12 protein-coding genes and 1 pseudogene are annotated in these 14,929 nt (G+C 63.7%); 6 read left to right on the top strand and 7 right to left on the bottom strand.

Going from position 1 to position 14,929, the window contains the following annotated elements:
* Positions 1-162 precede the first annotated feature (162 nt).
* On the bottom strand, positions 163-2,211 hold the full coding sequence (locus Q0316_RS16640) for a TonB-dependent receptor (RefSeq protein ID WP_298674421.1): 2,049 nt from the start codon (positions 2,209-2,211) through the stop codon (positions 163-165).
* A gap of 121 nt (positions 2,212-2,332) precedes the next feature.
* Between Q0316_RS16640 and Q0316_RS16645 the strand changes: the two genes are divergently transcribed.
* Together Q0316_RS16645 and Q0316_RS16650 are read left to right on the top strand one after the other, a co-directional pair.
* Positions 2,333-2,701, top strand: coding sequence for a MerC domain-containing protein (locus tag Q0316_RS16645; protein ID WP_298674422.1), 369 nt, complete (start codon positions 2,333-2,335; stop codon positions 2,699-2,701).
* Positions 2,691-3,206 (top strand): hypothetical protein, encoded by a 516-nt coding sequence (locus Q0316_RS16650; protein WP_298674423.1) that lies wholly within the window; start codon positions 2,691-2,693, stop codon positions 3,204-3,206. The genes Q0316_RS16645 and Q0316_RS16650 overlap by 11 nt, the downstream gene beginning before the upstream one ends.
* Positions 3,207-3,487: 281 nt before the next feature.
* Here the strand turns inward: Q0316_RS16650 and Q0316_RS16655 are convergent.
* Positions 3,488-4,003, bottom strand: a pseudogene (locus Q0316_RS16655) (transposase); the annotation flags it as partial.
* A 29-nt stretch (positions 4,004-4,032) separates the two neighbouring features.
* Positions 4,033-4,161: a hypothetical protein gene (locus Q0316_RS16660; RefSeq protein ID WP_298674424.1), complete on the bottom strand. Its 129-nt coding sequence runs from the start codon at positions 4,159-4,161 to the stop codon at positions 4,033-4,035.
* Between the two features lie 562 nt (positions 4,162-4,723).
* On the opposite strand from Q0316_RS16660, the gene mgtA reads away from it, so the two are divergent.
* From mgtA to Q0316_RS16680, 4 genes are all read left to right on the top strand, one after another.
* Complete coding sequence (mgtA, locus tag Q0316_RS16665) at positions 4,724-7,438, top strand: magnesium-translocating P-type ATPase (protein ID WP_298674425.1); 2,715 nt, start codon at positions 4,724-4,726, stop codon at positions 7,436-7,438.
* Positions 7,429-7,734 (top strand): hypothetical protein, encoded by a 306-nt coding sequence (locus Q0316_RS16670; protein WP_298674426.1) that lies wholly within the window; start codon positions 7,429-7,431, stop codon positions 7,732-7,734. The genes mgtA and Q0316_RS16670 overlap by 10 nt, the downstream gene beginning before the upstream one ends.
* Positions 7,735-7,881: 147 nt before the next feature.
* Positions 7,882-8,973 carry a HAMP domain-containing sensor histidine kinase gene (locus Q0316_RS16675; protein WP_298674427.1) on the top strand — a complete coding sequence of 364 codons (1,092 nt, stop codon included), beginning with the start codon at positions 7,882-7,884 and terminating at the stop codon, positions 8,971-8,973.
* Positions 8,970-9,584, top strand: a complete 615-nt coding sequence (locus Q0316_RS16680; RefSeq protein WP_298674428.1) for a response regulator — start codon at positions 8,970-8,972, stop codon at positions 9,582-9,584. Before Q0316_RS16675 ends, Q0316_RS16680 begins: the two co-directional genes overlap by 4 nt.
* On the opposite strand, the gene Q0316_RS16685 is transcribed toward Q0316_RS16680, so the two are convergent.
* The 4 genes from Q0316_RS16685 to Q0316_RS16700 form a co-directional block, all read right to left on the bottom strand.
* Positions 9,581-9,766, bottom strand: a complete 186-nt coding sequence (locus tag Q0316_RS16685; RefSeq protein ID WP_298674429.1) for a hypothetical protein — start codon at positions 9,764-9,766, stop codon at positions 9,581-9,583. The two genes, Q0316_RS16680 and Q0316_RS16685, sit on opposite strands and share 4 nt — an antisense overlap.
* A gap of 16 nt (positions 9,767-9,782) precedes the next feature.
* The gene (locus Q0316_RS16690; protein WP_298674430.1) at positions 9,783-12,065 is read right to left on the bottom strand and encodes a TonB-dependent receptor; all 2,283 of its coding nucleotides are present in this window, start codon (positions 12,063-12,065) and stop codon (positions 9,783-9,785) included.
* Between the two features lie 729 nt (positions 12,066-12,794).
* Positions 12,795-14,213: a sensor histidine kinase gene (locus Q0316_RS16695; RefSeq protein WP_298674431.1), complete on the bottom strand. Its 1,419-nt coding sequence runs from the start codon at positions 14,211-14,213 to the stop codon at positions 12,795-12,797.
* Entirely contained in the window at positions 14,197-14,898 is a 702-nt protein-coding gene (locus Q0316_RS16700; RefSeq protein ID WP_298674432.1) for a response regulator, read from the bottom strand. The genes Q0316_RS16695 and Q0316_RS16700 overlap by 17 nt, the downstream gene beginning before the upstream one ends.
* Between the last annotated feature and the right edge of the window lie 31 nt (positions 14,899-14,929).

The following is a 14,929-nucleotide window of genomic DNA, read 5'->3' on the forward strand; positions in this document are numbered from 1 at the left end:
GGCACGCTTCCGAACCGCTCCTTCTCCCGCTTTGCCGGTCCATGAGGCTCAGGCTATTTGGTGCCGAGACCCATATTCATCGCGTCGCTTTTATGTGGGGCGGAGGGGCAGGAGATCGATCTGCCCCTCCGTGCTTTGAGGCCAAGGGAGCGCCATCTCCCGTCAAAAGCCAGTACGCAGCCCGAGCACGAAGCTCCTGCCGCGCAGCGGCGATGCGTTCTTGATGAACGAGGCATGGTTGTAGGCCAGCTCGTTCGCCAGGTTTGTTCCCCGCACGAACAGCTCGGCATTGGCCTTCCGCCCCAGCTCGAGCTTGTAAGCCAGCGTGGCATTCAACATGTCATAGCCCGACGTGCGCGTTTCGAATGCGGCGATCTTGCCCTGCTCGAAGACATGATAATATTCGAGATCGGCAGAAAGCGGCCCCCACTTGCCATCGGCACGCGCGCCCAGCCGGCCAGCGGGAATGCGTGGCAGGTTACCGAGGCCACCTTTGAGCTTTGCTCGCACATAGTCGCCAAACACCGACACGCCGAAATCGGGCGTAAGTTGCCGGCGAAGCTCACCGTCGATACCGGTGAATTTCGCATCGGCCGCCGTGTAGCGGATCAGGCGGAAATCCTCGAAGCGATCGAGTGTGTCGGCGAAGATATAATTGTCGAAATCCTGATGATAGGCGCCGATGGTGAAGGTCGTTGCCCCTGCCGTCTTGCGGAAGGTCAGATCGATCGACTTCCCCGTTTCCTTGCCCAGCGTGGCCGTGCCCAATTCGTAAGTGTTAGTGGCAAGGTGCACACCGCGCGCATAAAGTTCCTGAACATTAGGCGCGCGCTGCGATCGGGCGAGCGAGAGCGCCAGCGAATAGTCGCTATTGATGTCCCACACTGCCGCGCCCGAAATCGAGAAGGGCCGGCGGCTGACCTTGCGATTGAGCGTGGTCTCAACCGTCTGCCATTCGTGGCGTGCCGCGATCTCAAATCGGACCGGACCGGCCCGCAGCGTCTCCATCAGGAAGAGAGCCGTATTGCTGGTCTCGCTTTTGGGCAGGAAGGCTTCTTTGCCCACCGCGCTGAATGCGCTGTTGGAATGCTGGATACCGAACACGCCGCGCAGACCCGCAATCGGCTTGTGGGTCAGTTCGAAACGTATATCGTGTGCCTTGTTCTTGAAGGTGGTGCCGACTTCGTCATGCTCGATCTCGTCATGTTCATAGTCGGTGAACGCCATGCGGAAGCGCATCTTCTCGAATCCCGGCAGCGGATCGCGATACTCACTGCGGATGTCGAAGCGATCGCTCCGGAGCTTCACGAACGGCACCTCGTCATGATCGTGCGCAAGATCATGGTTGTGATCGTCGACGCCATGATTGTGGTCGTGGCCACCGCAATGCAGGCTGTTCTTGTGCGGATGGCAGGATTCATATTCGTGAGAGTGGCCGGGCAGCCCATACTCGCTGCGCTGGCGCGTATAGGCCACACCGAGATAACCGTCCGACCCAATCCAGGAACCACCGACGGTGAAGGTTGAGGTATCATTATATGAACCAGGCACACGGCGCTCGCCGAACTTTTTCGGTATCCGGTAGTCTTCGGAACCGCGATGGACGCCTTCAAGATGGAAAGCGAAGGAACCGCCACCAGCGGTCAGTCCGCCGACCAATGAGCGTTCCTTATCCGCCGTGCCGAGCCGCCCCTCCGCAACCCCCGAAATCCCGCCCTCAGGGATCGCGGTCGGCACCTTGTCATCCAACAGATTGATCGCGCCGCCGATCGCGCCGCCACCGTAAAGCAGGGCGGAGGGCCCACGCAGCACTTCGATCCCGCGCAGCAGCAGGGGCTCGGTGGTCACGGCATGGTCCGGCGAGATGGCGGAAGCATCCTGCACGTTCGCCCCATCGGAGAGAGCCTGAACGCGGGGCGAAGTCTGGCCGCGAATGACCGGTCGGCTAGCGCCGCCGCCGAAATTGTCGAAATTGATGCCGGGCTGTCCGGCCAGCGTATCACCCAGGGTCGCCTGCCGACGATGCGCGAGATCATCGCCCGACAGGATGATGACCGGCGTCGCGGTCGCATCGACTGTCTGTTCCAGGCCTTGAGCCGTCACGACGATGTCGCGATCGCCGGCACTGCCAGCTTCTGCGGATGCCAGCGCGACATGCGGCAATAGAGCCAACGCGGAAGCGGCCGACAACAGCAGGACACGAATTTTCACGAACAACCCCCTTTTGCGCTTGAGTTCGGGGCCCGAATAGGAAACGATATAACATTACGCAAGCGGGGTTTTGATAGATTTTATGCGTGCGAGTAATAAGTCGTCCAACAGCGGGAGCGAATTGCATACCAATGTGGTCGAGGGGGCAGCGATCTCCGCATCGCTCCTATGCCTGGTGCATTGCCTCGCCCTGCCGTTCCTGCTGCTCCTGCTGCCCGGAATCATCGGCACCTTCGCGCAATCAGCGACCTTTCATTATGTCGCGCTGGTACTGATTGTGCCGAGCGCCCTTGCGGCGTTCTTGCTCGGATATAAGTGGCACGGAGCCGTGCTGCCGGCGCTGATTGGACTGGCTGGCTTAGGCTGCCTGGTGATCGTCCTTCTGCCGGGTGCGCGCGCGAGCACCGAGCGTTGGTTTACGGTTACAGGAAGCCTGTTTCTAGTGACCGGCCATATCATGAACTGGCGCTTGCGATCCCATGCGCACTGATCCGGCTACCAAGAATGTGGGCGTAAAGCATCGGACGTTACGTCAACCACATCGACGCTACCGGGCGGCCGCTGTTCTCGATGCGATGGTGATGGCTCTGCTTACGGAAAGCAATCAGCCGCTGACCGCCCATGACATTGCTCGTCGAAGCAGCGAAAAAGGATCGCATATTAAGCCGATGCAAGTCTATCGCGTGCTCGATCGCCTAGACGCTGATGAGAGAATCCAGCGCGTCGAACTGCTCTCGGCATGGCTTCCAAGGCACGGGACCCGGCAGGGATTCATGGTTTGCCAGTCATGCCGTTCTGTACAGGCCTTTCCCATCGATGCGTTGCAGGTAGCGCTTCAACGGCTGTGTCGTGCGGCCTACCTTTCGCCGACGCGTCAGATTGTTGAGACATGGGGTCTCTGCGCCGAATGCGACGGTCAAAGAGAAATGATGGGTCGGTCGGTTACGACCGGAAAGGGACAAGGGGTGCGCATCAGTGGCCTGATGCCGATTTGAAAGACACCGAGATAGGCTAAATTAGGCCATGCGTTCACGTCGGCATTCCCGAAGGAGCGAGGGAGGATCGGCGGCAGTTTGCACGGCTAAGCTTGGGTGGATTCCGCTCGGACGGATTTCGGCGAGAGATTGGGCTGCAGCAGATCGTCCGGTTCAGCTGCTTTCACCGGCAGGTGGACGATGCAGCGAATATCCGGGCTCGCGAGCCTTGATCTTCCCCCGGATCGGCGGACACGCTGGGTTAGCCGGTCATGCGCTGTTCGGCCTGTTCGGGCGTGAGATATCCGCGGGCTGCCGTATCGCCCCTGATGGCGCTTCTGGAGCCGACGCACGTTGTCAGCAGCGCCAGGTTGGCCATCGTCCGCGCGCTTGGCGAGCGACCACGCCAATCGTAATAGCCGCTGCGCGACACGCCGAGCATGCGGCACATGACATTCACCGGCCAGGTGGACGCATGCTGCTCGATAAAGGCGAACTTCACCGCGGCATCTCCGCAAAGATGCCGACGGCTTTTTTAAAATATCGCGCTCCATTCGAGTCCGATCCAACTCGCGCCGCAGTCGGGCAATCTCCGACGCCTGATCCGCCGGCAACGCCATCGTCGATACTGGCGGCTTCGCCGCCGGGTTCGCGGGCATGCCGCCCTCCTGCAACTTGCGCTGCCAGCGACGCAGCATCTTCGGCATGATCCCAAGCTCGCCCGCTATCTCGGTCTGCGAGCGACCGCTCGTCTCCCAAAGCGCGACCGCCTCGCGCTTGAACTCGTCAGTGAACAAACGCTTCGTCGTCTTTGCCATCAAAACACCTCCTGGCTCCAAAGAGCCTATCATCGGTGTCCGTCAAACCGAGGGAAGATCACGACCAGCGCACCAACGCCGGGATAACGCTTGGCCAAGGTTGATGCGGCCGCGATTAGCACGCCGGAGATGGCCGCCTTCGTCACCAGATAAAGCATCGCTGGACCGTGATCGAATGACCTTCGTTCGACAAGGCGCCATGCCACTCGACATGGTGCAGACATACTTTTGTATATTGAAGCGACGCGAATGGATAGCGCTGATGCCGCAACGATTGCTGGCCAGCTCCAGGGCTGAATATTAAGCAGAACGCCGCAACCCGTGGCTTTGCATGCCTCGGGCGGCTTCGAAGGACCCGCAACAATGTCATGCGACAGTAGCCGAAAGAGCGCGTCGCTGCCGCCGTCCGGCCGGGACTGAGTTCCGGCACCCCGCTGGCGGCGCGGTGGCGCGACAGCGAGGTGTGATATGAATATCCTGAAAGCGACGCGCAAATGCGTCCTGCTGCCCCGGTGTGCCAGATTCAACGGGCATGAGAAAGAACGACGGCGGGCGCCGGTGCTTCGCTGGCACGTCGATGCCGGCTTGAAGCGGATTGAATGCCGCTGGGTGGTTCAGGTCGACGATCCGTGCGTTGCGGCGTCCGGCCCCATGCCGCTCGCGGCGCGGATCGAAGCCATCCTGCGCTCGCCCTCACGCTGACAGATCCGGGAAACTCACATGAACCTGATGACGAAGGTCGCGCCGGTCGGCGGCGCCCGGCCGCGGGACCGCCGCCTGTCGATGCGAGCGATCCGCGAGGCGCACAACAGCGTCGAGACGACGCTGGCGAACTTCCGCGCGCACGGCGGCGGGCTTTCCGGTGCGGAAGCGGCGGCCCGGCTGGCGAAGGACGGCCCGAACGAGGTGGCGCACGATCGCCGCCCCCACGCGCTGGCCCAGTTCCTCCATGCCTTCGTCAATCCGTTCATCGCGGTGTTGATGACGCTGGCCGCGATCTCGGCGGTGACGGATATCCTCCTTCCACTGCGCGAAGGCGAAACGGCCGATTACACCAGCGTCGTCATCATCGTGACGATGGTGATGCTGAGCGCGCTGCTGCGCTTCTGGCAGGAATATCGCTCCGGCAGAGCGGCCGATGCGCTGAAGGCGATGGTGCGTACCACGGCAACGGTACGGCGCCGGGCCGATGACGGCGAGGAAGCCCGCCTCGCCGAGATTCCGATGGCCGAGATCGTCGTTGGTGACATCGTCCATCTTTCGGCCGGCGACATGATCCCGGCCGACGTGCGGCTGCTCGAATCGCGCGACCTGTTCGTCAGCCAAGCGGCGCTGACCGGCGAGGCGCTGCCGGTCGAGAAATACGATACGCTCGGCGCAGTGGCGGGCAAGTCGGCCGATGCGGCGGCCGATGAGGACACCGCCGCGCTCGATCTGCCGACGATCTGCTTCATGGGCTCCAATGTCGTCAGTGGCACCGCCACCGCGGTGGTCGTCGCGACCGGCGCGCGGACCTATTTCGGCTCGCTCGCCAAGGCGATCGTCGGCTCGCGCGCCGAAACCGCGTTCGATCGCGGGGTCAATTCGGTCAGCTGGCTGCTGATCCGCTTCATGCTGGTGATGGTGCCGATCGTGCTGCTCATCAACGGCTTTGCCAAAGGCGACTGGACCAACGCCTTCCTGTTCGCGCTCGCGGTGGCGGTGGGACTCACCCCCGAGATGCTGCCGATGATCGTCTCGTCGAACCTCGCCAAGGGCGCGGTGGCGATGGCGCGGCGCAAGGTGGTGGTGAAGCGGCTCAACGCGATCCAGAATTTCGGCGCGATGGACGTGCTGTGCACCGACAAGACCGGCACGCTGACGCAGGATCGCATCATCCTCGAACGGCATCTCGACGTGCATGGCGAACGCGACGATGCGGTGCTGCGCTATGCCTGGATCAACAGCCATCACCAGAGCGGCGTGCGCAACCTGATGGATCAGGCGGTGGTGCGCTTCGCGAGCGAACTGCCCGAGGTGGTGCGGCCGGCGGAACATTATCAGAAGGTCGACGAACTGCCGTTCGATTTCATCCGCCGCCGGCTGTCGGTGGTGGTCGACGATACGGACGGCGCGCACCTCATCGTCTGCAAGGGCGCAGTGGAGGAGATGCTCGCCATCTCCGGCGCGATCCGTGACGGCGTCGCGGTGCGCCCGCTCGGCGACGAGGAGCGCGCCACGCTAGTCGCCCGCGCGCGGGCGATGAATGCGGACGGCTTTCGCGTATTGGTCGTCGCAACGCGGGTGGTGCCGGGCGACGCGCGCAAGCCGCTGTACGGGATCGCAGACGAGCGCGACCTGATCGTCGAGGGTTTCCTGACCTTCCTCGATCCGCCGAAGGAGAGCGCGGCGCCCGCGCTGGCCGCGCTTGCCGATCACGGCGTCACGGTGAAGGTGCTGACCGGCGACAATGAGGTGGTCACCGCGCGCATCTGCCGTGAGGTCGGACTGGAGCCGGGGCAGCCACTGCTCGGACGCGAGATCGAGGCGCTCGACGATGCGCGGCTGCGCGCGCTGGTCGACGAGCGGACGATCTTCGCCAAGCTTACCCCGTTGCAGAAATCGCGCGTGCTGAAGGCGTTGCAGGCCAATGGCCATACCGTCGGCTTCCTCGGCGACGGGATCAACGATGCGCCGGCCTTGCGGGATGCCGATGTCGGCATCTCGGTCGACAGCGGCACCGATATCGCCAAGGAATCCGCCGATATCATCCTGCTCGAAAAGAGCCTGATGGTGCTTGAGGAGGGCGTGCTCAAGGGCCGCGAGACGTTCGGCAACATCATCAAATATCTCAACATGACCGCGAGCTCGAATTTCGGGAACGTCTTTTCGGTGCTGATCGCCAGCGCGTTCATCCCGTTCCTGCCGATGCTCGCGATCCAGCTCCTCATCCAGAATCTGATGTACGACGTGTCGCAGCTCGCGCTGCCGTGGGACCGGATGGACCGCGAATTCTTGAAGCGCCCGCGCAAATGGGATGCGCGCAACATCGGGCGGTTCATGGTGTGGATCGGGCCAACCTCGTCGATCTTCGACGTCGCGACCTTCGCGCTTTTGTGGTTCGTGTTCGGGGCCAATACCCCGGCGCATCAGTCGCTGTTCCAGTCGGGCTGGTTCGTCGAGGGGCTGCTCTCGCAGACCCTGGTGGTCCACATGCTGCGCACCCAGCGCATCCCCTTCTTCCAGAGCATCGCCGCGCTGCCGGTGCTGGTGATGACAGCGTTGATCTGCACGCTCGGCGTGTTCATCCCCTTCTCGGCGTTCGGGACGATGGTCGGACTGCAACCGCTGCCGTGGAATTACTTTCCGTGGCTGGTCGCGATCCTCCTTGGCTATTGCGTCGTCGCGCAGTCGATGAAGGCATTTTACATCCGGCGGTTCGGGCAATGGTTCTGAGCCGGCGATACCGCGCCGCGCTGGCGTTTCAGGAAGGTTCGCCGCATGCCAACCGGCGGCGCGACGGATCGGGCACGCCGCGCCGCGGGTCCGGCCGGCCGCCGGAGCCGTCGTGGCGCGACCGGCTCGGGCGGCTGCTTTCCTGGGCGCTGGCCGCCGCCGCGACACGGCTGCTGGCGCTCGCGGCGATGCTAGCGCGGCACGGGGTTGTCTCGCGCAGGCAATGGCGGCGCCTGTCGTCGGCCAGCCATGGTCTGCAACGCGCTGCCCTTGTCGTGCTGCGCAAGGTAAGGTGAGCGATGCGCGGCGTGTTATTCGGGCGGCGGCGGCGCGGGCATCGCAGGGTCATCGACGGCAGGCGATGCGCGCGGCATAGGCGCAATCGCCGATTAGCGCGGTACGGTCGCATCGTAAGGCTGGGCAATGAACCGGAGAACAGCGGGATGACTGACCGTGTCGCGACTACCAGCGCGCGACGTGGTCGCGCGATCATGGTGGCTATGCTCACCATCGCGATCGCCGCGATCTTCGTGGTCGATACGGTGACGGATTACGCCATCGCGGCGGCGGTGTTCTACGTCGCGGTAATCCTGCTCGCGACGCGGCTGCTGCGTCCCCGATCGGTCGTCATACTGGCATCGCTGTGCGGCGTGCTGACGATACTCAGCTTCGTGCTCACGCATTCAGGGCTGTACGAGGTGGGGATCATCAACACCGCGATCAGCATCGTCGCGATAGCGGTGACGGCCTATCTCTCGCTCAAGCTCGTCGCGGCGGAGGCGGCGATCCACGACGCGCGCGAACGGCTGATGCGGATCGCGCGTGTGACCAGCCTTGGCGAACTGACCGCCTCGATCGCCCATGAAGTGAACCAGCCGCTCGCCGCGGTGATGACCAGCGCCGGCGCCTGCCAGCGCTGGCTCGCCGCCGATCCGCCCAATATCGAGAAGGCCGAACGCGCCGCAGAGCGGATCGTCGCCGAAGCCAGTCGCGCCAGCGAGGTGATCGCGCGGGTGCGCGGCCTCGCCAGTGGCAAGGCCCCGATGCGCGGGCGGTTCGTCCTCAACGCACTGGTCCACGAGATCGTCGATCTGGCGCGCGGTCAGATCGATCGCCACGATATCCTGCTGCGTCTCTATTTGCCGGAAAACCTGCCGGCGGTGTTCGGTGATCGCGTGCAGATCGGGCAGGTGATCGGCAATCTGCTGCTCAACGCGATCGACGCGGTGATCGCGGAGCCGGCACGTGGACACGAGATCGAAGTGATCGCGTCGATCACCAAAGGCGGACAGGGCGTGACGCTGGCGGTCGCGGATTCGGGCATCGGCTTTCGCGCGGGCGAGGCGGAACGGTTGTTCGACGCCTTCTGGACGACCAAGCAGGACGGCATCGGGCTGGGCCTTACCATCAGTCGCGCGATCATCGAAGCCAATGGCGGGCGGATCTGGGCGGAAGAGAACGACATGAATGGCGCGACGCTCTTTTTCACCCTGCCGATTGCGCGCGCTGACACCCCGGGGGAAACGGCGGCATGACCAATCCTGCAGCACCGATCGTCTATATCGTTGATGATGACCGTTCGGTGCGCGAGGCGCTGGATGATCTGCTCTCCTCGGTGTCGCTGCGCACACAGACCTTCGCGTCGGTGCAGGAATTCGAGGCCGCCGCGCGCACGGATGCGCCATCCTGCCTCGTCCTCGACGTGCGGATGCCGGGGCAGAGCGGGATCGAGTTCCTCGCGCATATGGCCGAACGTGGCCTTGCCGTGCCAACCGTGATGATCACCGGCCACGGCGATATCGCGATGGGCGTGCGCGCGATGAAGGACGGTGCGATCGAGTTCCTCACCAAACCGTTCCGCGACCAGGATCTGCTCGATGCGATCAACCGCGGGATCGGGATCGATCGTGCGCGCCGCGCGGCGACGGAGGAAACGCGCCGGCTGCGCGAATTATGGGCATTTCTTTCCCCCGGCGAGCGCGACGTCGCGCGACTGGTGGTGCGCGGGCTGCTTAACAAGCAGATCGCGGCCGAGCTTGGGCTGAGCGAGATCACGGTGAAGGTGCGGCGCGGCAATCTGATGCGAAAGATGGAGGCGCGGACATTGCCCGATCTCGTCCGCGCTTATGATCGCATCCACATTTAGCTTTTATCGCGATGAAGGTCGCGATGGATGCAAGCATATTCCCGCTCGATCCACGCCAACGTGTCCGCCGCGGTGCGGCTCCGGCGGCGATGGGGTAGCAGCAGCGCCTCCAGCCAGGCGAGCAACCACAGCCGTAGGCGAAGCTGTGGCGACATAGGGGCGTGGGAATGATCCAGTGACATTGCCGCTCTCCTTGGGTCAAATTTTCGTGTTGATACTGAGCAGGATCGTGCGCGGGGCCGCGCGCATGAAGGTCTGATAGTCGCCCGACACCGAATAGCCGCCGATGCCGACCGATCCGATATTGTTGCGGTTGAGCAGATTGTTGACGTCCACGCGGAACAGCAGTTCCGGCCTGTGGCCGTTCTGCGGCAACCGATACGAGGCGCGCGCATTCACCTGCCAATAGTTGGGCACGTAGATGTCGTTGGTGTAGGTGAAGGGATTGTCGAGATAGAGCGTATTCGTCACCCCGGCGTCGAACCGGCCGTGCTTCGCCGCTATCTGGGTGATCATTGATACGCCCGGATAACCCGGCTGGTAATGCCCCTTGAGCGGCATGATATCCCCGGCCACCACCAGATCGTCCGCGTAACGCAGCTTGCTGACCGAAAAAGATTGCGAGATATCCAGCCACGCGACCGGCTTCAGATCGACGATCGCATCCGCGCCGATCAGCGTCGATCGCGGCACGACGCCGACGGTGCGCACAGGGTTGAACTGGGGCCCGCTCGTTCCGTTAAGCAGGCGGTTGAGGATGATGCCGTAATAAGCGTCCACGTTGATGCTGAGCGGGCCGAAGCGATGATAGCCGCCAACGGTGAAATTCCAGTCCTTCTCCGGCTTGAGCGTCGCAAGCGCGGCGTCGAACAATTCCTGGCTGTCGGCCGCCCAGGCGGAGGACACCGGGCCGATATTGCCGCGCGATGATACGCGATAGCCCACCGCCGTCTTGGCGATATCGAGATAGAGCCCACTGCGCGCGTTCGGGCGCCAGTCGATCGCCAGATGCGGCAGGAAAGGATCGGCGGTCGTCAGCGTGCCGTTCGGCGCCTGATCCGCGCCGATCCCGCCGCCGCTCGTCGCAAAGTCGACCGACTTGAACCCGGCATCGATCGTCAGTGTATCGGTCGGCTTGAAGAGGTCGCGCACATAAAGCTGGAACGAGCGGGTCTTCCACCGTGAGTCATTGGCGATCTGGAAGGCTGGCCCGTACACATCATAGGGCCCCATCGTGCTGAGCGGCGCGCCCTGCCCCGGAAGCGGCTCGTTGTACGAGGCGAAGCGCGAGGTCGACGAGACGCGCTCGAGCCAGCCGCCAGCCGAAATGGTGTGACGCCCGCCCGTCCAGGTCAGATCGACCGTGCCCCCGAAACGCTGCGGGCGTGTCTGCCACACCTGCGCGGAGAAAGGCGCCCCGGTTTGCGAGGGCGTGGAAACGTCGGATATCTCGACGTCCGAGCGGCTGATCGCGGCATAGCCCATCACGCTGCCGGAGAGTTGATCGGTCAGCTTGAAGCGATGCGCTACGTTCCCGACGACATCGCCGGTCGTCTGGCCGGTATCATAGGGAATGAGTTCGGCCAGTTCGCCGCAGGTATAGGCGCCGCACGATAGATTCGCATGCTCGGGCGAGGCGATGTAAACCGCGCGGGCATAGTTCGGATAGAAGATGTCGGTCCCGTTCCAGCCGAGCTTGGACAGCATGTCGAACGACGTGTTGTTATATCCGTAGATCTCGGCGCGGGCGAAGGAGAAGAAGGCGGTGAAATCGCCCCACGGCACATCCTGAACCAGCTTGGCGTTGGCGCGCAGCATATATTGCGTCCCCGCGCCGGTATATTTGTCCTTCGAAATCCGCTCGATACCGAACAATCCGCGCGGCCCCGCCTCCCCGATCTGACCGGTGTTGACCGTCGCACTCGTCACGAAGGCGTTGTCGCCGCCGAAGCCTTGCGTGATATCCAGCGCGAAGCGCGGCTTGGGATCGGCGGTCGTATAACGCATCTCGCCGCCGTTGCCGGTGTTCGAGAATGTGCTCACCGCCGCCGAGCCGGGGGAGATTTTGACGGTACCGATATCGGCAGCGACGCCGATGTTGAGCGGCGCGGTGCCGGTGACGCTACCATAGCTGCCGTCGTTCAGCGGAATCCCTTCGAAGGTGATCGCCAGTTCGTTCTGGCGGAAGCCGCGCACAAGCAGGAAACCGTCGGACAGGTCGAGACCATAGGCGTCGGTGGAGGTAAAGGTGACGCCCGGCAGGTTCTTCACCAGCGCCAAAGCGCTGCTGCCCGACAACACGTCCGACCAGTCGTCTCCCGTCAGGCTGTAGCCGCCACCCTCGGCCGGTCTTGCGGTGCCATAGGCGGGCGCACGGCGCGCGGCCGTAACCGTTATCTCATCGATCGGCTGGGGCTCTATATCCGTCGCGGATGTGATGCTGGAAACTTCAGCCCGAGCGGGCACGGCGATGCCGGTCATCATCGCGGCAACCAGGGCGGGTGTGCCGCATGCGGCAAGGAGCTTCGGGAACTGGATCACGCAAATGCTTTCTGACGACGGCACGCGCGACACTTCCCCGCCGCATCTGGGCAGCAGGGTGAGGAGCGCGGGCTGGAATGGTTCTCGCGCGGCGAAACACGGCTGCGCGATTGGATAGATGTCGCCGGCACCGTTTGCGGGCAGCCGGCGAGGGAATGATCAGGCGTTCATCCTTGCCTCCTCGGGAGCGGCCGGGAGGCAACGGCGATCAGCTCGCTGCGGGCCTTCCCGCGTCGAGGCCGAACTGCCTGTCGTCATCCCCGCCGTGATGGGGACCGAACGATGTGAAACGAGGGGCGCTGCGCCTATTATCACCATCGTCCGGCAGGTTGTCGGTCCGCGGATTCATCAAATCCCCTTTGTTTTGCACCGGCCTAACATCAGTTGCGTCAGCCCGTTTCGCCTGACGGAGTTATTCTCGAAGGTGGGTATGGTTCAACGCTACGATAGTATAGCCGAACGCAACCAACGCGCGGCGGGGCGACGTTCACCTGCACCATCAAAAGAAGATCGCAGCACTACTGGCCGTCAAGGGCACCGTTCGTGATGTGCTTGAGACGCCTCGCAACCCAGGGATGTTCTTGCACACCGTGTTCGCCGCGAGCGGTTCATCAGCGAGGGCTGGAATCATCCTTCGATCGTCGCGCCTTAGCGGGGCGCATCGACCGGCTATGAAAATGACGGCGCCAGCTTTCCACCGGATGTCTCCATCGCAAACGCCAGGGACAGGCGCGCGCCAGCCCCTCCCTCTCCTTCCGCGATCATCAGACGCGTCCCGTGGATACGCGCGACCTCGGCAACGATCGCCAGCCCCAGGCCGCATCCGGATTCCTTTGTCCCCGGCAGACGATAGAAACGTTCGCAAACGCGATCCCGCTCGGCAAGGGAGATGCCGGGTCCGCTATCTTCCACTTCCAGCACCGCCATCCCATCGCGCGAAAAGCAACGTACGGTTACCCGGCCACCTTCAGGCGTGTAGCGGATCGCGTTGTCGAGCAAATTGACCAGCAATTCTCGCAACAGCCAGGCGATGCCGTCGATGATAAGCGGTTCGGCCTCCAACCCCAGATCGATACCGCGCGACACCGCATGATCGAGTTCGCCTTCGACCACCTCCGCGCTGAGCGTAAACAGTGCGACCGGCGCGCCGGTGAGCAACGCGCCAGCCGTCGGGTCCGCCCGCGCCAGAGCCAGCAATTGATGCGTTGTCCGTGTCAGCCGTCCGACGCTGAGTTGCAACGCCTCCAGATCTTCCCGCAGGGTATCGTCACCGGCGTTCCTGAGCAGCAGGTCGAGGCGTGAGCGCAGTCCGGCGAGCGGCGTGCGGATCTGATGCGCGGCATCGGCCAGAAAGCGCTGTTGCGCGGCGGCGCTGTCGCGCACGGTCGCGAACAGGCGATTGAGTTCCTCGACGATCGGACGGACCTCTTCCGGCGTACTCCACGGGTCCAGCGGCCCCAACGCGCTAGGCGAACGCCGGGCGATCTCATCGCGCAATTGTCGCAGCGGCCTCAGCCCCTGTCTCACACCGAACAGCACCAGCAGCACTGTCGCGCCGAGTTGCAGGATATCGGTCAACACCAGGCTGCCGACGATACGCCAGCTTGCTCCTATGCGCTGATGCTTCGATTCGGCGACGGTAATGACCAGCCGCCCCGCCGGGCCATCGACGCGGTAGCTGGCGACACGCAACGCCTGCCCAAGATATTCGAGATCGGCATAGGCGACACGCTCATGCCCGCCGGGCGCCTCCGGAAGTCCGGCATCGCCGATCTCGGCGCCATCCGCCGGCCGCCGCACGCGATAATAGCTGCTATAGCCGGCCGCGCTTGCTTCGAGCTTGGCCAACGCGCGGCCTGGCTCAGGCAGAGCGATGCCATGCGCGTTCCCCTGCACCGAGGATGCGAGCGCATGTGCCGCATTGGCGAGCGCATGGTCATAGGCCAGGTTGAGTGGCGCCACCCCGTTGCGATAATCGAGCACCACCCCGATCGCGAGCAGCACCACCAACGGGGGCAGCAGCGACGCGAGTAGCCGGCGTCGGATCGTGTATCGCGCGCCAGTCGTGTGATCACTGGGCGTCGTCAAGGCGATACCCGAACCCGCGCAACGTGGTGATGCATGCCTTGTCCCCCAGCTTGGTCCGCAGCCGCGATATCAGCGCCTCCACCGTATTGGGCAACAGATCACGATCCCAGCCGCTGATCGCGGCGAGCAGCCGTTCCTTCGGCACGACACGGCGAGCCCGGATCGCGAGACATTCCAGCACCGCCCATTCGCGCGGCGTCAGCGCCAGCGGCGCGTCGGCCAGAGTCGCGCTACGATCGGCGAGATGAAGGCGAAGATCACCGATCGCCAGTTCGGAACTGGCCGCCGCGCTGATCCGTCGCACCACCGCGCGACACCGCGCGGCAAGCTCCAGCAGCGAGAACGGCTTGACGAGGTAATCGTCCGCCCCGAGATCGAGCGCATCAACGCGATCCGTCACCGAATCCCGCGCGGTGACGATCAGCACCGGCAGCGGGTTGCCCGCCCGGCGCAGGCCCCGGACCAGGCTGATCCCCGATTCATCAGGCAAGCCGATGTCAATGATGGCGAGGTCGAACGGCACCATGTCCAGCGCCAGACGCGCGCCTTCGGCCGTATCAACATGCTCGACGGCATGGCCCATCTCGGCCAGCCCCCGACACATGCCCTCGGCCATGATCGCATCGTCTTCAACCAATAACAGGCGCATCGCGATCCTTCTGGCAGTCAGGCGGACACGCAGCATGCGCCGACCTCCCCGACACTAATCGGCTCCC

Source organism: uncultured Sphingomonas sp. (assembly GCF_937871615.1).
Lineage (GTDB): Bacteria > Pseudomonadota > Alphaproteobacteria > Sphingomonadales > Sphingomonadaceae > Sphingomonas.